Below are 19250 nucleotides of genomic sequence, written 5' to 3'. Positions count from 1 at the left end.
TGGTCACAACGGCCACGATGTTCGCCAGCGTTGCCTGCGCTGCTCTAGCGCAAAATGATTGCGGCGGGCCGGAGAACCGACACTACGTCACGAACATAGGATCTATCAGAGAAGATTTCGTGCAGCAGCTCACGCCCGACGGCAATCCTGCGGGAGTGAGTCTGCCCACCAATGAGCTACTCCGTCACTTCCGGGTACGTCTCAACGTTTATAAAACCGCTCCCAAGGACTGGCGCCTCGTCTTTTATGATGACCAAATCCAACAACCCTTACAAATAATCGGCCCGAAAGATTTTCCTGCCGGGAACACCGCGGTGTGGTCACGACGGTTCGAAGGAGGAAGCGGTAGGGTCATTCTCGAGGCGCGCGGTGTGAATCCATCACCCTTCTTGCGGATCAATGGCGCCATCCTCGTGGCGCAACAACCTCAGGTAACCTATTACTCCGTCCAAAATCGAGCTTCCATAAAATGGCAGTGTCTGCTGTGCCCCCGAACTCAAGATCAGCAGGACATCTGCTCATCCGAAATAACAAAGTGCACTGACACGCCAATACGTACGCGGAGGCTTGGCGAGAGTGTGGGTATGATGATTGTGTTTTCTACAAACAAAGCATGGACATGCACTGGATTCCTAATCGCTCCGGATTTGTTTTTGACGAACTGGCATTGCGGCGGTGCTCCCGAGACCTCAGCTTTTTGGGAGAACGATGTATTACGTAACTTAGTGATTGATTTTTCATGGGATGGGGACCAGCTAAGCAACGAATATGGTTGGTCCGAAACCCCAATCTTTGGCGGCGGGCCAAACGTTTTATTCGACAAAGATCGGGACTATGCGATATTCCGGGTACGGCCGATGATGCAGTCAATCGGCGCGCCTCCTATTGCCCGCATCAAGCCAGGATCATCACTACAAGAGGGTATGGCAATCCGCATAATCCATCATCCTCTGGGTCGTGTTAAATATTTAACCCAGAGAGATTGCCGAATTGTAGCCAGCACGTATCCGAGTTGGTTCGAGAAGAAATCAGACATTGATTTCCTGCATGAGTGCGACACTGAAGGTGGAAGCTCCGGCGCCCCGGTTTTCGATGAGGAAGGGTTCGTCGTAGGGGTTCATCATTCCGGCCATACCGTAAACAGCGAGGGCGTATGTGACAGAAAGAACAAAGGGGTTAGGATTGGCGCCATCATCGAACACCTTCCAGCGACATTAAAAAAGGAGGTTTTGGACTGGCAACAATAAATCGGTGAGGCACCATGAGCTTCGTCCGACGAGAGCCTTTCCGGCCGAACCGCCGCGGAAGCTAGCTTGCGGCAGGCGTTCTCCGGGCCTGCCCGGCGGTTCGTTGTTGCGGTTAAGGAGAAACTCAATGCGTTTAGAGTCCATTCTCGTGTGGAGTGCGATCGCGGCGATAATCGGTTCTTATCCTGCCTTTGGAGCTGATGGACAGCGATCATTCGTGGTAATAGGTGAAGGACAGTCGACTGTCGTGCCGGATCTTGTGCACGTCGTATTAGGAATCTCCACACAGGCCGACACAGCGTCGGAAGCGCTTCAAACAAATAGTCAGAAAGCAGAAGATATTATCAGTAAACTGCAGCAGGACAAAGTTGACTGGCGCGATATTCAAACCGTCAACCTACAGCTCGAGCCCCGTTATGCTTCCTCGCCCGGCTTGGACGCTAGAAGCGGCCGTTTGCTAGGGTACACCGCATCAAGCAGTATCCATCTAAAGGTGCGCGATATCTCCCGATTGGGCACGCTTATTGACGGAGCTGTTAACAAGGGTGCTGTCGCCGTCGGAGGAATCCGTTTTGATATTGCGGATCCAGCGACTGCGTTGAATGCTGCCCGCGAGCACGCCTTCGACGATGCGCGCCAGCGCGCGGAACTATATGCCAAACGGGCTGGACACCCCCTTGGCCCATTGATTTCACTTTCGGAAGAAGGCCCTTCGCCGACGCGCGAATACGGCGGTGGAGCTTCGGACGCTTTGGCCGCACCGCTCGCGCCGGGCGAGCTGACTCTGCGGGTTCGCATCCGAGCCAGCTACGGGATCACTCAATAACGATTTGCATTCAAGCGGACTTCTGAATGGCTGGATAGTCAGAGTCGCACAAGGAAATGATCCTTGCAGAGGAGAGTTGCTTCTGACATTGCCCCACGGACACTCCGCGCCGAACTGGAAATCGGCCTCTTGGCTAAGCCAGATCATGCAATGAGCAGTTTCAAGGAAGCGCAGATCATTGCGATCCTAAAGGAGCATGAGGCGGGAGCCACGCCTACGGATGTCTGCCGCAGCACGGCACTAGCCAGGCAGCCTATTACAAGTCGAAAGCTAAGTTCGGTGGCATTGCACTAGGCAATCCGACCCAAAACGCCTTCGTCGAGGGCTTCAATGGACGTCTACGCGACGAGCTCCTGAACGAGTTCCTGCTTCGCTTCGTTCGCTGCCGCACGCCCGCACGGTTCACAAGCCCTGGCGCAGCAACTACAACCTCAATCGACGCCACCTACGCCTCAGCTTGCTAGCTCGCGCCCGCCGTCTACGCCACCACACGCGGCTGCAATGAAAGACCATACGGACACGCCGCGATTACAGGTTCTCCCATGCACTCCAGGGATCTATTCCGATGACGCCGTTCCGCTGCTTCCGGTAAGCCGATATCGCGTCGTACACAGCCCTTCGGACATTGTTCATGGATCCCAAAGGCGCGTGCACTTCCGGCGCATTCCACGGATTAAATACCGTGCTCTCGCAGAATGCATCGCGTGCCGGGGTGTCGGTCGACTGCCGTAACAAAGTAATCCGACCCACTGGCCGAAGCGGCGCCTCCTCCTGCGGCCACTCGACGGTCAGATCGTCGATGGGCATCGAGCCTTTCCGCAATTGGACCATAAGGTCGAAGCAAGCATCGCTGCTGACCAGTCCGCGAGAGAGTTCCCGTCGTAGGAAGTCCGGACCACGCTCCTCATTGGACGGGGGCGGGTTCCCGCTGCAGGGGCGGACCGAGTATTTGATTACCTGGTTGGGACCGAAAGCGAAGGGCGCCATTGAAAAATACGAGATGGTGAGAGGTGATGAAATCGGGGCGCTTGCGATCCTGTAGGCGATACCAGCCTGCCTCACTCGCCAATCGAAAGGGTTCGCGCTAGGTAGGAAGTACCTGCGCAGCCCTTGCAGGTCACCCGTGAGAGCGCCCGCCTCTGCGAAGTCTCGGTAGTCCACCGCGTCTGGAGAGAAGAAGGTTGGGTGATTAATCATCAAGATGTCATGCGTCTGTCCTCTCGACGTCGCATCAAGGATTTTGAGAGCCATGCCGCGGCCATCAAGCCCAGTGTCATCTCCGGGCGTAAAGGAGCCGTTCGAGAATCGCGTCCAAGCACGGTACTCTTGGCCTGGAGTAGCGAATGATCCAACACGGAGCTCTGCGGGCAAGTCGGATACGACTGAGAACCTTGCCCGTGCACAACCATGTGCCTTCGCGTGTGCGTCACGGCGAACGAACGTCTGCGCTCCCTCTGGATAATGCCGCTTCATCTCCGCAAGCGCACGATCCGCGATCGCCGTAACCGCGGCCCTTTGTGCTTCGTCCGATTTATCCGGAGTCGCCGCGGAGAGCCACGCGACCATGGCTCCGCCGGAGACTAGCAATGCACCGCCGCCAAGCTTCCGGGAAAGTCGAGCCACTCAACCCTCCCCTTCAAAGTTGCTTGAGGTACTCGATCAACTCATAGCGATGGTCGTCGGTCAGCTTCTCGTTCTCATAGTCGTGACCGAGATTGCTGTTGCCGTCAATTAGGCGGCCTTGGTCGTACTGCGATCGAAACTCGAACGTATTGCCGGCCGAGGAGCGATCGGTCTTATAGCCCATCTTTTGAGGATCATATTCCCGTGTCCCAACGAAGAAGGCCTGCGATCGCTGCCTAGGCGGGAGTAGCAATTCGTACATGTTGGGAATAGAACCGTTGTGCAGGAAAGGCGCCGTCGCCCAGATCCCGTTCAGCGGTCGGCTGGTGTAGCCGAGATTCGGATCCTTTGATCTCATGCAATCGACCAGCTGGGCTTGCTTGGCGGGAGAGCGACCCGGATTCTCGCTGATTTGGGGCACGTCTATTAGCGCTCCTTCGACGTCCGGCAGAGCTCGCACGCGGAAGAGCTTACGTAGTGCCTCCGATGCTATGTCCTTCTTCTTGTCCATGATCACGGCACCCACCGTGACCTTGAGGAGCATAGCGAGTCGCTCCTCCTCGCTGGTGGAAATCATCTCGTCTTCAGTCAACACCCGACTGCGGAAGCCGCTGACGATGCCAGGTGAGGACTTGTACGCGTATGCGTTACAGGCCATCCAAGGATCGGTTCCCGGGGGCGGAAGCGGCTTCCCGGTCCTTGTGTTTCTGCCTGATCCATCCAAGAGGCTCATCTCGACGGTGAGCCGGGTCTTCACGTCGGTGCGGTTCACGGGCTCGTGGCAGGACGCGCAGCGCGAGTCAAACAAAGCCCTTCCCCGATCTGCTTTGGCTTGGTCGACCGCGCCTAAGATGGAGGCCGGCCAGCGAGGAGGACGGAGCTCCGAGAGAACGTCTTCAAGTTGCGACAGTTGGGTAACAAGGACACTCGACGCAAAGCCGTTGACTAGTCCTGGATTTGCATTCGGAACCACGTCCCCGAACACACCGATCACTTCGCCGGTGTTCCGGCCGACGGCCCCAACATCGAAGCTTCCAAGGATCGGCACCTTCGGCGCCATGCCGTTGTACTGCACGCGGTCAAATTGCGGAGCTCGCCAAATAAAAGGAATGCTCACTGGGGCATCCGACGGATTTTGCCTCGCCTTATTAGGGGCGAGCGTCAGGGCGACCTTATTGTAGATGTGCCCGAACGCGTCTATGCGGCCAGGACCGTAGCGGAGCGGGGTGGCGTTGATGTTCTCTTCCTTGAGCTGCCACGCCAATAGTGCGTCATACGCTTCTGCAAGTCTTCGAACGTTCTCGTCCGTCTTGTCGCGACCTAGGACGCGTACCTCAAACGCATCCCACTTCTGCTTATCGCTGCGCGTCTCTTCAAGGGAACGGTTCAAGGTCTCCATGAAGCTCTGGAAATCCGTCAGTCCTCCAGCGCCTTCGACAAGATATGTCTTTCCGTTGTGGCTGAAGGTTCCTGTGTGACAGGCCGAGCAAGTCAGACCAAGCCATTTTTCGTTGTTTCCCTGCCCTGCTTTCCACCGCAGTTTCGTCCGTTGAAGTCTGTCGTCCGATTGATCATCAATTGCAAACCCGATCGGCAGCCATTCGGGCGGAGCTCCTGGGCGACGGAGATACCCAAACCGGCTCATGACGGCGATAGAGGCAAAGCGATCCTGCCCGCCCGAAATCTCAAGTGCGTTGAACCAATCGAGTGGGATCAGGCGAGAGCCCTGTGTCGCTCCCCACCACGAGTTCCGCTGTTCATTCGACCAGCCCTGGTCCAATTCGGGCAGCGGCTGGGCATCTTGCGCATGAGAAAGGGAATGCGTGCCAGCGACGAAGGTAACCACGGCGGCGAGGAAGCGCAGCGCTCGGCAACTCGAGAACATGTGTCTGAGCTCCATAATTCAGGTGAGCGTCCACATGCTATGTGAAAGCCTGCCTTATTCAAGCCCGCGGCGATAGGGCGTATCAAATTTTGGCGGTTATTATACGAGGTACTGCGTTCTTGTACTTCAGCTCTCCTCGCGTGGGACGGGTAGAAGGGTGTCCACGACGCTGCGACATGGGCACCGTCGCGGAGCGGGTCGCCATTCTTGAGGATCCCGCACAGAGTTTCGCGGCGCCCCAATCGCATAAGTAAACGTAGGTAGCCTTCAAGCTCTTTCGCGAGCGCCCCGAGCGCCTTCACCTTTGTCCGACCAGTTCGCCTTGGGTCGAAACAATCACTCCGGGCGCGCCGCGCCGTGTGCCCGCATATGTACTCGTAACCCACGCCGACGCGCAAAGTCTGCCAACGATAAGCAGCCTGAATGGGTCGGCGGGGCTCCCAACCATAGTAGAGGCGCCATGTTTTGCTTCCTTGACGGGAGAGCGTTTTGCTGAGCTCCACCACCCGAGTGACGCCGCGCCCAGGTAGTGCCTGACGAAGTCTCGTTCCGAAACCGACGGGAAACTTTCATATTTTATGTGCTCGCGCCACCAACTATCAAACTCGGTCCAGTGCCGAAACGAGAGCGCGCAGTCGCAACATGCATTAATCCACGTGGAGGTGCGGGTGGCCATGTTCTCCACAACGGGCTGCTGATCTTCGTTCAGGCGTCGGGGATCACTGTTCGCCTTCTCGTTAGCGCCGGCTTTCGAGAACGTCGAGCACACGGGACAGCGCCGCGCTATCAACTGTTTGCCCCACCCGGATTACGTAGCGGCCGAGGACAATCTCCATGCCGCTGCTTGGTGCGGTCCCGGCGACCGGGCTTCCGCCCGACGCGGCCAGCGGAGCCTGCACTCCCGGGGGCAGCGGCGTTGACGGGTCGGTGACGGGTCCCGGAAGCGGCGCGTCGAAGCCCTTCTGCAGGATCATGTTCGCGAGCTGGATGCCGCGGTCGAACGTCGACCGATCGACAACATCTTGCCGGCCTGCCTCATAATGGAAGATGGTGCGGGCGATATTCCAACGGACTTCCGCGTCAGCCAGGTTCAGGTCCTCCGCCCGGTTAACGAAACGGCCGAAGTAGAGACTAGACAGACCGGGCTTCTCAGCCGTTCCCGAGTAGTTGCCGGCGTATTTGGCGACCACCGGCTCGCTTGGGCTCGACGCCCCCGAGTATTTGACCGCGATTTTCTCGAACGACACGGTTCCGGCCGCGCCGAAACCCGCGCGCTGCACTATCCAGTACCACCAGAGCCCAACGCCTGCTTCCGGACTGGCGAAAGCTGGGATGATTTTGCCGAACGCATCTCTGATCTCGACGTCTGGCAGGAGGTCGGGCCATCTGCGGATATACAGCGGCCATGATGCGGGCTCGGTTTGGGGTGTGATCGCGCCGAAGTTCTTGGTGCGTATTGACTTCGGGAGCTTGGCGTCGGCGGCCGAGTCGGAGCGCAAAGATACCTTCGCGCCAATACTCAACTCCCGAATTGGATCGACGCCGAGGCTGCCGCCGGTATCGAGTGGGTCTAGCTGCCAGGCGCGGCGATAAGCAGCGACGACCGATGCGTAGATCGGAAGGCGAACGGTGCGGCCGTTGATCGTCTTGTGGCAGTCGAAATGGAGGTGAATGGTCGTATTGGGAATGCCGCCCATGATGTTGGAGACTTTCCCGACGACGTCGCCCCGCCTGATTGCGGCACCGACCTTAAGCCCGGCCTGAGTGATGCTGTCGCGGTCGAGATGTAGGTAGCGGCAGTAGTAATTAGCGTTTGATCGGATCGTAACCGTTGTGTTGCTCGTGATCGACGTGACCACGCCGTTATCCATTGCGAGCGCCGGGAAGGCGTTGCGCTCTGGCCTCTGCGGCCGGATGTCCAAGCCTTGGTGACCGGTTTTGCCGGGACACAGGGGCATGTCCCACGATCGCTTCTCGCAGTAGGTGTCGCGCCAAGGGTAGGCGTAATTCTCTTCCGAATTACCCGGACCTCCGGACGGATGTATCTGGCTATTCGCGTAGGCATGGGCGTTGCCGAACGCGGGACCGGCGGCGAGCGGGAAGAGCAGGCCGGGTAGATAGATGGTGCGGTCGTTTTCGCGCCCCGCGCCGACTGCCAAATTTCCAGGAGAGTGATACAGGAACGCTTCCTGCGCCGCCGCCGGGCTTGGCGGCGCGACAATGAGGGAAACGGCAGCCACCAAACCACGTGAGAGACGCGTCATGGCCGCGGATCTCCTTGGAGGATGCTCAATCGCGCCAACAGGACCTGGTGAGCCGACCTGTTCCGGCAAAAACTTGCGCTTTCTTTGGTGCACTCAATGGTAACGACGTACGGTACATTGAAACGCACAATCTCATATGTGACTGAGAGAACACTATCCGGGTCGTCGTCCTCGTCGAGTGGTGATGCAACGTCACCCCGGCGTTCGCTCAACTCGTCGCGCAGTTCCGCGGGAACCTGAGAGTCTGAATTACGATCGCCTGCTACAACAACTGTGATGCAGCCGAAATTGAACGTGGCGCTGTACCATGTGCCGTTCGGGTCGGCCGCGAAGTCGGGCTTAGCGTTTGTGGCTGCGCATTTTGGCCACCACTCAACATCCGGGGCCATCGACAGTGGATCGATAAAGCCGCCCGCGGGATCTAGTCCAGGTTCCGCGGCCGCGAAGCCTTCTCTCAAGCCCAAAACTGGGAGCGAGAACTGCGGGCTTGGCTCGGCTAAGCCTTCTTCCAAAGGACTTGGGGGCAGGGCGCCACTATTACGCTTTTCCAGGTAACGCGACGCAGCGGGATCGGACCAGTCAGGAGTGACAAGCGCGCTCTGGCCATGAGCGCCGGGCAGAGTCAGTGTCAAAACTGCAGCGGAAAGAATGAAACGGGACAGCACGGCCGCTCCACTACGCGTTGGCGCAATGCTACACCCACAGGAGGTTGAAGTAAAGCGAAGGGCTGGTTGCCTCTCTCAGTTCTCAGAATGGGAGATGATCCGGGAGCGAGTTGACCACGGCGAAGCGCACTATGAAGCAAGTACGACGCGCTCGAAACAGCGATTGCGCCTGAACAATTCTTATCGGCACAACAAAGTGCGTGCGCAGCGAAGAGGCGCTCGCCGCCTATGAGGCTGTCATAACTTGCTGCCGGACATGGTTGGTGTCGTAGCCCTCGTCGCCATCCAGGACCCATGCGGCAGGCAAGTGTTCGAGGAGCGCCTTCAGCCGTGCCGTCGGCTATCAGTCCCGCGGTCAGCAGAGGGGCAATGGGGCGGCATTAGTGGTTCTTCAGCACGTGGATCTTGGTCGAGCCCCCGCGTGAACGCCCGAGCGCCTTCTTCTGCTCCCATTTCAACGCCCGATGCCGAGCGGTGCGCCTTCACGGCACTGGAGTCGATCAGCACGTGAGCGGATGGCCGGCGGCATTGGCCAGCGTGTGGAACAGGTTGGCACACACGCCCTTTGGCCGCCCAGCGGACGAAGCGGATATAGAGGGTCTTGTGCGGTCAATAGAGGCTGGGGGCATCGACCCAGCGCCCGCCAGACCTGAGGACATGGATGATTCCGCTGATCACGCGGCGGTCATCGACCCGAGGCTTCCCTCGCGTACCGGTGGGTAGATGGTTCGCGATCTACTTGAATTGCTGGTCCGTGAGCCAGAAGCGATTTCGATTCATCCCTGGCCTCCCGACGAGGTCGCGAAGCACGAAAGCGCCGCCCGCTCAAACTCCTTTATGGGTCCTGGTCCTAGTAAAAACCTAGTCAAGCCGGCTCCCGCGAGCGTCCCAGAAGGTCTGCGAATACTCACAACTGCTATGCTGGCGGCGAGCAAAAGAAAAGCCTCCCCGTCCGCTATTGCTAGTGGGTGAGGAGGCCTCGTAGTCCATGAAGAAGGCAGGATGCGTGACAGCTTTCGCGGCGAGCAACTGGTCCAGCCGGGAACGGTTTCAGCATGGCCATAGAAAAAGCCCCTCGCGACGGGAGAACACGAGGGGCTCGGAAGAGACGAAAGCCAAGGGGGCAACAGGCCTTCGTACTGGGTCAATGCGATCTGCTACGCTTCGTTCCCGACGAGACGGCCATATGGTTTCCAAAACCTAAGAGAGAGACCGGGAACTGAGCTTTTCCCAGCCTCTCCGCCTGGTCGGGACTACCAATCAGGAGCCGCCGCATCTCCAGGCGGACAAACCATAGCTGGCTCTGCATGGTCCTACATCAGGATCGTTCACCTGTCCTGATGGAAGGAAATCAGATAAGAACGACTGTCGAGCGGTTCCACGCGACCGATCAACGAATTGGTTGTCCGCTGCGGTTACGCGGAGGACTGCAAATTCCCTGCACCTTTGCGCAAGGGAGCAGATTCCGCGAATAGGACCCATGGAATGAGGCAGATACAAACTATGCTGCCCCGGAACAGCTAGAGTCAGCTCCGGGCCATTCTGCGACCAAGAGCCCCGCGATCTGAACGTCCGCTTTGCCCAGGTTATCAGATGATCGGGACCGCAGCCGCCGTCGTTAAGATTTCGTTAACGTCTTGATGGCGCTGATCTTCGATGCAGCAACGATACTGAACAGCCCCAAGAGTTCGCCTACGTCACACAGGCCCGGAACAGGGTTCTCACTTCTGATAAGTACCTATTATCAGAAGTGAGCCTAGACCGTCGGCTGGATGGATGCCCTTTCAATGGAAGACGTTCCGGCCAATTGAAGTCGTACTCTTTTAGCATGCCTACTTCACAACTCGAACTCCTCTGTGGCTCGGCAGCTACAGCAGGTCTACAGGTGGCATCCGAGCCAATTGAGCTTTGACGACCTGAGCGCGCCCTTGGTTGACCAGTTGCTCTGCTGTCTGTCCGTCAAGACTTGGAAGGGGTCGAGTTCGGTACCAAGCAACTGCACGTGCCGTAGAGCCGACCCACGGAAGAACCAGATTGATGACCTCAATCGTATCTGCGAGCCGGTCCGATCTGCTGTTGTCAGGTTGATTGCTAGCGTCGAGCATATCCGCCGACAGTGCTTGGTGATCTAGAGGTCGCTCAGGATCTCTCAGACTACCGTCTTCCCTTCGCCTTTCTCGCCTCATGGCAACCTCGTTGAGCACGACGGCGAACCACCCCAAAGCACAGACAAGAGCGGGCATTACAGCGGAATAGAGAAACCAAAACTCATTGCGGTGTCCAGCCCGATACGCCCACCAACCAGCAAGCACCATGACGGCAGGGAAGATGACACCAAAGAAAAGCGGAGACTTGCCCATGCTCCCTCCTCTCAGCTGCTTACGCGGGGCAATCGATGTCTGAAAAATTCATCTGGCAGCCTATGACCTCCGCCGAGGCAAACTGATTCACGCTTACGATAGCAGTTATCAATGGCGACACTTCCTACCCGGCGGCAGACCTTCAAGCATGGATATCGCGCTCTCTTCATATCCGTCGATCACCATCGTCACTTCAGATAACTTATCTTCCTAGGCGCGTTTGATCAGGCCTTCGATCTCGCTTAGGAGTAAGCCATAGACTGCCAGTCTTTGAACGAGCGCCGTGATGGCTGGATCGAGCGGCTGGAATTCAGACCAAGGGTCTTCAATGTCGTAAGAATGTGCCACTTGGTCCTCCAACGTTCGGTCCGACAAAGTTGCCGCGTACTCAGCCAAGGATGCCTTCTGGCGGAATCCTGCCATCTTTTCCAAACCGGAATCGCTCGATGTGGATCTCCCCTCTGGGATCAATCCGTCCGTAGACCATCCCAGGAAATGTCTGGGAGCCGAGGGTGTGGAATCCATCAGGGAAGACGGCGGTATAATGCATCAAGACACGGGCCCTGCCATCAAAGGTCCGATCTGGATGAACAGCGATTGAGATCGGATCACAATCGATGCCATGGAAGCTAAATGCGATATCCTTGTCCTGGTAATACTCGACAATGGACGACCATCCGGGAAGCTCCTCAATCGAAGCCGATCGGACTTCCGCAGCGATTTTCTGACAAAACTCCGGAGACGAGGTAAAATCGGCACTCATGGCTCCCTCGGTCAACATGCTCCGCTCGAGAGCAGCATTAGAACGCTGATGTGGACCAACCGAGTTCTCCCTTCTGACTATCTATGATCAAGGTCGGCCAGTACCCGATGGTACGGGTTTGGCCAGAAGTGAATTTATCACATGAGAAAACAAAGTATAAGCAGTCACATCAATCCACTGTCAAGTTGCTACGGACTATGCCTGTACCAATAGGCACATTTTACGAATTAATATGCAGAACAACCGCCTTTTAATTCATTTAATTATTCTAAGATATCATAATACTTTCTTTGGCTAAAGAAATGATATATGAAACAGTTTGTTTAATGCTTTATCGCGAAATAAAAAACAGGATAATGAATTTTACTTCTTTTTGGTACATTGTAATTCGCGTTTGCATCTGCTTATTAATGTGGTATCATACGCTGGTCGTCGTACCGAAGTAAGGGTCTTGGTTCGAAAGTCACGGAGCTTTACAGAAGTTATCTGCCCAAACAGTCTAATTATATTTAGCCGTCGCGTGAGAGTGTGCTGCTCCGACATCGGAGGACTGCCATGGGTGTTAGACGCATCGGCGCCTTTGTCGACATTGATGACGGCAGCGACTGCCGCTACTTCATCAGGATCACCAGTATCCAATGGTTGTGTGATGCTGACCCCTGCCACGACGCCTGCCTCATTAGGGCCGCCGGCCACACGATCTACGTTCCATATCCTCTCGAGCAGATCCGCAAACTAATGCAGCCATATCGAGAGTTCGACGATAACCCGACGGAGACGGCTGACATAAGTGTCGGTCGGAATTGCCGTAAGCCACAACCGAAAACGTGACGAGCTCATACCCAGCCATGTGAATAGAGCGCGCGCGAAATCCAGCGGGGCGACGAGATAGACTTCAGGCTCCCGGTCGGTCCCTCAACTAGGGAGGCAAGCAGATGCCTTCAGGCAATTACACTGAGCTCGCGTTCTCTGTCGATGTAATTGAGGTCCGGCGCCGCGACGGAGGGCCGATGCGTGATGCACTACGTCTCCATCCCCACCAGGAGGTTCGCATGGTCCCATCCTGGAAGTGCGGTTGGCGCATCTACACCACCATGGGGCTTGAGCGGAAGTATGCACGGATCTTTGAGGTCGACGGACGGGTGAAATGGTACCGGTCGCAACCTCTTACCCTTGAGTTCATGCTTGACGGTAAGCCTGTCCGGTACACTCCGGACTTCGAGGTAGCCATCAGTGATACCGTGATCATTGTGGAAACCAAGCCGGCTCTGATGCTCGCACGCTCACCGAAGCTGCAGCGCAAGCTCGATGAGGTTAAACGTATTTATGCAGACCGAGGGAAGCCTTGGATCAGGCTCGGTTCAGGCAAACTCCCGCCAACTCCATGGATGGATGCGGCTGCGGACATTGAGGCTAGGGGCCGCACACTGATTGATCCTCTGGACGAGCAGCGGGTCCTAAGAAGCCTGCAGGAGAACGGGCCTGCAACTCTCCAGGAGTGTGCTTCCAGAGTCCGCAGGCACAGCCAGCCAGAGAACGCCGTCCTATCGATGATACTGCGGTCGCGTCGAATCGAAGCTGAAATGAATGGCCCGGTTTGGCCAGGCACAATGATCTCACTCCGCTGACATCTGTCCTCGACTCAAGATAGGGGGAAAATGATGGGGCGCGTATCAAACCAAGCGGTCACGTCTGACTTCAGGTTTCCATCCATGAAGAGAGACAAGGCCGAGGTTATTTTGTGGAAGCGAGCTTACCTGGTCAAGAAGGTTACACGGGACGGTACCCATCTCATTCTTGAGGACGAGGAAACAGGAGAACCTGAGAAACTCTCACCTTCCCACTTCTGGGCTCTCTACGAGGCTGGCGAATTAGAATTAGATGACCATACACTCGATCATCTCCCGGCCCGGTTTCTAGATGCGCTTGACCGTTCTATCGAACCAACGCTTGCCAAAGACGGCTGGGCATCCTTTCGACGGTTCAAGTATTGTGTCGCTGTCGATGCTGCTCCCGCAGTGTCAAAAACTGATAAGGGATTGCAGCCAATCATCGACCGGGTTGCACGAGTCATCGGAGACATCGAACCTCCACACCCAAAAACTGTTGCACGATGGTTACGGGAGCGCGGCGTTCCTGGAAAACGGTTCGCCCGCTTCATGTCAGATGGAAATAGCCGAAAAGGACGGACAGATTGGTTGGATCCAGAGGTCGATCAGATAGTCGAGACGGCTATTGAGGTTTACTGGAAAAACAACCGGGAGCTTCGACCAAAGGAGATCACAGAGGCTGTCCATGGAGATATCGCCGTCCGCAATCTCACACTGCGGAAAACCTATGAAATCTCTGATGAAGCTTACAACGCATTGAACACCGTCGAGCGTCGTGAACTCGGCTTTCTGATCGAGCCTTGGGATACCACGATCCGACGCCGTCTAGAACGCTATGAGGGATACGAAACAACCCGTCGACGATCTGGAAAATGTTATGCTGATACACAATTTCAAGGTGTTGGACGGGCTCCTAAAGCAACGCGGGTCAACGAAGTATGGTATATCGATCATACGAAACTTGACGGCCATCTAGTCTACAACAGGAAGACACGCCTTCCACTCGGGCGTCCATGGCTAACCGTCGTAATCGACGCATTCAGCCGTCTCATCGTCGGGTTCTTCATTTCATTCATCCCGCCAAGCCTCCACTCCGTGTCGCTGGCGCTGAAAAACGCAATATCCCCCAAGGCGTACGTTCTCAAGAAATTTCCTCAGCTCGCAAGGCGTTGGCTCGCGATGGGTTTGCCGCGCTACATTGTCTGTGACAGAGCACTGGAGTTCCGGGGCAATTCCTTTGAACTCGCTTGCGCAGAACTCGGCATTGAGGTGGTGTGGTGTCCACGCAAAAGACCGGAATGGAAAGGAATCGTCGAGCGAACGATCCGCACGATCAATACCGACTTCGTAGAATTGTTGCCCGGAGCAACAAAAGGCGATGCCCGGAAGCTTACACAGCAGGGGCGAAGCCCTATCGCTGAGGCTGAGTTGACCTCCGACGAACTAGATCGTGAATTCCACAAGTGGGTCATCGAAGTCTATCCGTACAAGTTCAAAACACAGTCGCTTTCGCGAGGGAAATTGTACGAGAATGGAATTCGTCAGATCCCTCCAATGATGCCAAAACGCGTCAGTGATCTTGGAGTTCTTGGAATAAGCTTTCAATGCATCCTCACCCGCAAGGGAGTTCATTTCCGCTACTTGCGGTTTTGCGAGAAGAACAGAGTCTTTGACATCCTGGATCGCGCCAAAACTCCAAAGGTCAAGGTAACATTCACGGTAGATCCAGATAGCCTGAAGTCGATAATCGTTCGCGACCCAACGTCTGGGGAGCGCATCAGTCTCCCGTGCTGCGATCCGGAGCGAGTAGAGGGGCTATCCCTGTGGGAATATGGGCATCTTGTGAAATATATGCGGTACAGCCAGTACGATCTTGCTGACCGTGAGCACTGGCTGATTGCCAAGAAGGAGATCCGCGACACGCTGATGGCGAGCCTCCTGAAACGTCGAAACAAGATCGCCACAAATTCAACGATCGCACGAAGGTTGAACGTAGGAGCAGGCCCACACGCAGGCGCGACGGTGCTCAACCGACTCATCGATGAGGAGAGCAATTGGCTCGAACTGGACTTCCTCGAAACTGTGCCTGCCGATCCGAACACAATCCTTGAGTACCAGATTGATGGAGACCGCTCCCGAGATACGTCCTCTAGTTCACTTGGCAGCTATGAGGAGGATCCCGGAGCTTCAATGAAGCAGTTTGGACGCGGCATGCGGAAAATGCGGACAAAGAGAACCGCCCAAAAACCTCGTCCAAGGGAAGCTCCGCCAAGCGCGGAGGCGGTCGAGCCCGATGACGACCTTGACCTTATCCTGACCAAGTACAGCCGACCGCACTTGTCCCGTCCATAGGAGCGGCGAATGAGCCTCGACCTCGATGTCTCGGCTTTACGTGCCCACAGGGCCCAGCGGAAGGAGATCATCGCAGCGCAGGCCGACCGGCATAAGCGTATAAAAAGTTTGATAATCCTCAACGATCGTATCGAGAAGGTCTTGGACCAGCTGGAGTTTTTGATGGCCTCTAGCGGAGGAACAGCAGAGCAAACCGGCCTCCTTCTCGCCGCACCGACACGCGCCGGAAAGACAACGGCATTGAAGCTCTTTCTTGCTCTCAATCCGCCCGTAAAGCAGGGCCGGGGTGTGGTCCGGCCAGCGCTCTTTGTTCCGACCCCCGCTAAACCCTTGGTCAACGACCTCGCAGCGGCAATGCTTATGTCCTTGGGAGACCCGGACCCAACGCAGGGGACCGAAAAGGAGCGCTTGCGGCGCATTCACGAGCAAGTTGAACGCCAACAGGTCAGGATCATTATTTTCGATGAGCTACAGCACTTGATCAGCCGAGAGAATGACAAGGTCAACCACGAGTCGGCTGATTGGATTAAGCAACTGCTTAATGATCTGGGCTGTGGCTTTGTCCTTGCCGGCACAGAGCGAGTTACCCGCCTCTTCATCGTCAACGACCAATTGCCTCTTCGGCTCGACGATCCCGTGTTCGAGATGAAGCCATTTGATCGCAACTCAAGTAGCGATGTTGAGGCCCATCGCGGATACCTCGCCAACTGGGACAGAGCTATTGTCGACTGCGAAGGCCTAAAGGCACTCAGTCATCTCGCAAACAAAGACTTTTCTGAGCGTATTTTGCTTGCAGGTCAGGGCTGGCCAGGCTTTGACGCCAAGCTGATCCATGCCGCATCAAAATTGGCCATTTTAGAAGACAAGCCGATGATGAGCTTAGGGCATTTCGACCGAGTCTTCGATCGTTTCATGTTGCTCATGAAACGGGCCGGTACAAATCCGTTTCGCGGAACTCTGCCAAGAGCCACCGAGGTTTGGCTTGATGATGAGGCGTTCGAGATAGTTCTCGAGCGCTATGAAGAGCAACGAAGGCGCAATCTCAGGCAAAATCAGCGAGCGGCTCGTCTTTGACAGAAAGCTCTATCTTGTCGGAGATGAATCGATGAAAGAAGATAACTGGTTTGACATTGATGCCGATGAAAGAGAAGCTTCAGAGGCGTCGTCTGCTCGACAATGTGTGTTTCCCCTTAGTTTAGACTTAGAGTTTGACGAAAGCCTTCTAGGGTTCATCGCTCGGGTGGGTGAAGAAAATAGTCGACGTGAGATCTCAGCGGTCACGCGCATTGTCGGCCTGAAGCCAAGAGTGAGCTTGGTACCGTTTTCCTGCTTCGATGTGCAGCCTCTTGCGGCCCTGATTGGTATATCGGTTCAGCAACTCGATTGCAGGTTATACTCACCACTAGATTTCGCAGGAGAGGACATCAGCTGGGTCAAATTCTTCCATGAGGGAGCTCCACGACGGGCCGTTTCCGCACGGCGCCGCAGATTCGCACCGGCATCTTGGCAAAAGAAGCCGTATCACCGGGCTTTGTGGGATCTCAAACCAATCCCGTGTTGTCTAGAAACGGGCCAGATGCTCGTCGAACGCTGTTCCTGCGGATCACGGTTGCAGTGGAGATTGACCTCACTTATTCGATGTGGCCGCGCAAGCTGCAGAGTCGATCTTCGGGATTTGGAGTCAGCCTTCATAGAACCGCAAGTTCTATCGAAATTGCAGTTCTTTGCCGACTTCTTCTCGCCCGACGAGGCCGCTTGGACGCGGGCTCGCAGTCGCATCCCAACTGACCTTGCAGATCTTTCGGGAGCGGAGATCCTCGGACTCTCGGTGTTTTTTGGACTCGTCAGGTCAGATCCAAGCGGTGGCGCGGTGTTCGGGCGTAGGCGGCGGCAGTGCGCCACGGGAAACTTCAGCGAGTGGAGCGCAGGCGACTTAGCAGCTGGACTGGAGGTCGTGCTTGGCTGGCCCCAGTCGCTCTATGATTTGGCGGACCTGTGTAGTGCGTTTGGGGTGGAAAGGCCGACCAACTTCGGTTTCCGCAAGCACCTTGGCCCGCTTGTTACGGCGTTTCCCGAGGTGGCGTTCACGCAACGCGTGAGAAACATCTTGAACGATGAGTTCCGTCGATACTTCGAGCTTCGCCCAAACTTACGTTTAAGCAGTAACAATTCCCGAAGCATCCGGAACATGGCAGCCGGAACAATCAATCTGAATGCCGCAGCGAAAGAGTATCACATCTCCCCAGCCGTACTATCCAGGCTGCAGACCTATCCCGAACTTGTGGCGTATGAGGGAAGAACGGGGGTTAGCATACTCTTTAAGGTCGATGCATTGGTGGAGCTGATGGAACGCTACAGGGACAGTATTACCTGTAGGTCGGCTGTTCAGGAATACGGGATCCCCTACCGCACGCTCTTAAGGTTGGCCGATGAAGCACTGATCGCCCGATTAAGCGGGCCCGAAATGGTCCTTCACGCGCAATCAAAGATAGTCTTTCGCCGAAGTAGCATTGACCAGTTTATAAAGCAGATCGAGGACACAAGCAGACGCGAGGGAGTTGGACTGTGCTTGGGCCTGGCAGTCCGACAGCACAGTATCACCGATCCATGGTTCGAAATCCTGATAGCGCTTGCGTCGGGCAACCTGGGGCTTTGTGGCATAGATTACTCGAGCCAACGGGTGAGCAGCCGTTTCCGAGTCGACCACAATGACGTACGGGAGTTCTTACTAGAGAAGCTTAATCCAAACGACAAGCGTATCACGGTTCAGCACGCTGCCGCTGAAATGAAAATGGACATCGCGGCCTTGGCCGAACTTATTGATATCAGCTCCATACCGACTTCAACACGTCCCTATGCGACAATCTCCTACTGCGATTTTCGCAAGCTGACAGAGACATACATATCTGGCGCCGAGTTTGCAGCCCGATTGAATTTATCACCCAGATCTGCCTGGCGATACATAAGTAAGTGCGGGGTAAAGCCTGCAGTAAGGCTAAGTCAATCGAGAAGGGTGATATATTACAGACATGCGCTAGAGCCTTGCATAATTAGAGTCGCTAATGAAACTTGAGGACGTCAGAATTCTTCCCGTTGCGAGTACAGGCGCCAGAAGCTGTAGGATCCAGTGGAGGCTAGACCGACGGCGCAGGCCTGAAGCTGAAAAGGTTTTCTGTCTGGGCTGACCTATACAAGAACCTGTCGTCTCGGACATGAAGAGTCCGTGAGCAACGCGGATCAAAGCTGTATCGTGCTTTCCAACGGAGCTGGCTAGAATAACCTGCTTGCTGATTTTCCGATGACGGGAGATGACTTCATTCCAAAACGGATCGTGTGATTTACCGCCGGTGAAATCGCTCAAAATGAGCGAGGAGGGTACGGATCAGTCCTCCCAAGTTGACAAGGCTCTCGAGACTGGAAGCAAAACGATGGGAGAGCTAGCTCGAACTGGTTGACGGTATCAGAAATCGCAAAACCGACGTGATGACCATGCTCGATAACGACGTCCGCATCACCAGAGGGGCCTGATTCTTCGGCAGGGATGGGTAGGGTGCCGTTGAAATTCCCGAAGGCCGGACTGTGTTCTCGCAATGGGACGGTCACGGTAAGCTGGTATAGGGTCGCGAGCTGATGGATTTAGGGATCTCGGTTTCGC

General features: G+C 55.8%; 13 protein-coding genes and 4 pseudogenes. 8 read left to right on the top strand and 9 right to left on the bottom strand.

What is annotated here, in order from left to right; all coding sequences use genetic code 11:
- The first annotated feature begins 119 nt into the window (after positions 1-119).
- The 4 genes and pseudogenes from KBI52_RS34255 to KBI52_RS21065 all read left to right on the top strand — a co-directional run.
- Complete coding sequence (locus tag KBI52_RS34255; RefSeq protein WP_210811414.1) at positions 120-1247, top strand: serine protease; 1128 nt, start codon at positions 120-122, stop codon at positions 1245-1247.
- A 127-nt stretch (positions 1248-1374) separates the two neighbouring features.
- Entirely contained in the window at positions 1375-2073 is a 699-nt protein-coding gene (locus tag KBI52_RS21070) for an SIMPL domain-containing protein (RefSeq protein ID WP_210811412.1), read from the top strand.
- Between the two features lie 150 nt (positions 2074-2223).
- Positions 2224-2361, top strand: a pseudogene (locus tag KBI52_RS33120) (transposase); the annotation flags it as partial.
- A pseudogene (locus KBI52_RS21065) lies at positions 2358-2447 on the top strand (integrase core domain-containing protein); the annotation flags it as partial. The pseudogenes KBI52_RS33120 and KBI52_RS21065, both read left to right, overlap by 4 nt.
- Positions 2448-2601: 154 nt before the next feature.
- Here the strand turns inward: KBI52_RS21065 and KBI52_RS33115 are convergent.
- The 9 genes and pseudogenes from KBI52_RS33115 to KBI52_RS21030 form a co-directional block, all read right to left on the bottom strand.
- On the bottom strand, positions 2602-2880 hold the full coding sequence (locus KBI52_RS33115; RefSeq protein WP_247654542.1) for a hypothetical protein: 279 nt from the start codon (positions 2878-2880) through the stop codon (positions 2602-2604).
- Positions 2881-3219: 339 nt separating this feature from the next.
- A pseudogene (locus KBI52_RS34250) lies at positions 3220-3639 on the bottom strand (catalase); the annotation flags it as partial.
- 70 nt (positions 3640-3709) lie between these two features.
- Positions 3710-5581 (bottom strand): di-heme-cytochrome C peroxidase, encoded by a 1872-nt coding sequence (locus KBI52_RS21055; RefSeq protein ID WP_210811405.1) that lies wholly within the window; start codon positions 5579-5581, stop codon positions 3710-3712.
- A gap of 737 nt (positions 5582-6318) precedes the next feature.
- Positions 6319-7845 carry a M23 family metallopeptidase gene (locus tag KBI52_RS21050; protein WP_210811402.1) on the bottom strand — a complete coding sequence of 509 codons (1527 nt, stop codon included), beginning with the start codon at positions 7843-7845 and terminating at the stop codon, positions 6319-6321.
- Positions 7842-8510 carry a hypothetical protein gene (locus tag KBI52_RS21045; protein ID WP_210811398.1) on the bottom strand — a complete coding sequence of 223 codons (669 nt, stop codon included), beginning with the start codon at positions 8508-8510 and terminating at the stop codon, positions 7842-7844. Before KBI52_RS21045 ends, KBI52_RS21050 begins: the two co-directional genes overlap by 4 nt.
- A gap of 241 nt (positions 8511-8751) precedes the next feature.
- Positions 8752-9245: pseudogene (locus tag KBI52_RS33110) on the bottom strand (IS5 family transposase); the annotation flags it as partial.
- Between the two features lie 1133 nt (positions 9246-10378).
- The gene (locus tag KBI52_RS21040; protein ID WP_210811396.1) at positions 10379-10870 is read right to left on the bottom strand and encodes an antitoxin Xre/MbcA/ParS toxin-binding domain-containing protein; all 492 of its coding nucleotides are present in this window, start codon (positions 10868-10870) and stop codon (positions 10379-10381) included.
- Positions 10871-11080: 210 nt separating this feature from the next.
- Positions 11081-11218: a hypothetical protein gene (locus KBI52_RS21035; protein ID WP_210811393.1), complete on the bottom strand. Its 138-nt coding sequence runs from the start codon at positions 11216-11218 to the stop codon at positions 11081-11083.
- Between the two features lie 40 nt (positions 11219-11258).
- Complete coding sequence (locus KBI52_RS21030) at positions 11259-11633, bottom strand: hypothetical protein (protein ID WP_210811389.1); 375 nt, start codon at positions 11631-11633, stop codon at positions 11259-11261.
- 1052 nt (positions 11634-12685) lie between these two features.
- Between KBI52_RS21030 and KBI52_RS21025 the strand changes: the two genes are divergently transcribed.
- The 4 genes from KBI52_RS21025 (at position 12686) to KBI52_RS21010 (ending at position 18668) form a co-directional block, all read left to right on the top strand.
- On the top strand, positions 12686-13261 hold the full coding sequence (locus KBI52_RS21025) for a TnsA endonuclease N-terminal domain-containing protein (protein WP_210811388.1): 576 nt from the start codon (positions 12686-12688) through the stop codon (positions 13259-13261).
- An 84-nt stretch (positions 13262-13345) separates the two neighbouring features.
- On the top strand, positions 13346-15595 hold the full coding sequence (locus KBI52_RS21020) for a DDE-type integrase/transposase/recombinase (RefSeq protein ID WP_210811385.1): 2250 nt from the start codon (positions 13346-13348) through the stop codon (positions 15593-15595).
- 9 nt (positions 15596-15604) lie between these two features.
- Positions 15605-16669 carry a TniB family NTP-binding protein gene (locus KBI52_RS21015; RefSeq protein WP_210811382.1) on the top strand — a complete coding sequence of 355 codons (1065 nt, stop codon included), beginning with the start codon at positions 15605-15607 and terminating at the stop codon, positions 16667-16669.
- Positions 16614-18668 carry a TniQ family protein gene (locus tag KBI52_RS21010; protein ID WP_210811378.1) on the top strand — a complete coding sequence of 685 codons (2055 nt, stop codon included), beginning with the start codon at positions 16614-16616 and terminating at the stop codon, positions 18666-18668. Before KBI52_RS21015 ends, KBI52_RS21010 begins: the two co-directional genes overlap by 56 nt.
- The last annotated feature ends 582 nt before the right edge of the window (positions 18669-19250 follow it).

Origin of the sequence: Microvirga sp. HBU67558 (assembly GCF_018069605.1) — a bacterium.
In the GTDB taxonomy this organism is placed as follows: domain Bacteria; phylum Pseudomonadota; class Alphaproteobacteria; order Rhizobiales; family Beijerinckiaceae; genus Microvirga; species Microvirga terrae.
Note: the sequence above shows the minus strand (reverse complement) of the source record. Positions and strands in the feature narration are given on the sequence as shown.

What these genes read in the sequence shown, in the direction of transcription:
- KBI52_RS21010 (WP_210811378.1), top strand. Translation starts at nt 16,614, where the DNA reads ATGAAGAGCAACGAAGGCGCAATCTCAGGCAAAATCAGCGAGCGGCTC.
- KBI52_RS21050 (WP_210811402.1), bottom strand. Translation starts at nt 7,845, where the DNA reads ATGACGCGTCTCTCACGTGGTTTGGTGGCTGCCGTTTCCCTCATTGTC.
- KBI52_RS21030 (WP_210811389.1), bottom strand. Translation starts at nt 11,633, where the DNA reads ATGAGTGCCGATTTTACCTCGTCTCCGGAGTTTTGTCAGAAAATCGCT.
- KBI52_RS21055 (WP_210811405.1), bottom strand. Translation starts at nt 5,581, where the DNA reads ATGTTCTCGAGTTGCCGAGCGCTGCGCTTCCTCGCCGCCGTGGTTACC.
- KBI52_RS21020 (WP_210811385.1), top strand. Translation starts at nt 13,346, where the DNA reads ATGAAGAGAGACAAGGCCGAGGTTATTTTGTGGAAGCGAGCTTACCTG.
- KBI52_RS21070 (WP_210811412.1), top strand. Translation starts at nt 1,375, where the DNA reads ATGCGTTTAGAGTCCATTCTCGTGTGGAGTGCGATCGCGGCGATAATC.
- KBI52_RS33115 (WP_247654542.1), bottom strand. Translation starts at nt 2,880, where the DNA reads ATGCCCATCGACGATCTGACCGTCGAGTGGCCGCAGGAGGAGGCGCCG.
- KBI52_RS21015 (WP_210811382.1), top strand. Translation starts at nt 15,605, where the DNA reads ATGAGCCTCGACCTCGATGTCTCGGCTTTACGTGCCCACAGGGCCCAG.
- KBI52_RS21040 (WP_210811396.1), bottom strand. Translation starts at nt 10,870, where the DNA reads ATGGGCAAGTCTCCGCTTTTCTTTGGTGTCATCTTCCCTGCCGTCATG.
- KBI52_RS21025 (WP_210811388.1), top strand. Translation starts at nt 12,686, where the DNA reads ATGGTCCCATCCTGGAAGTGCGGTTGGCGCATCTACACCACCATGGGG.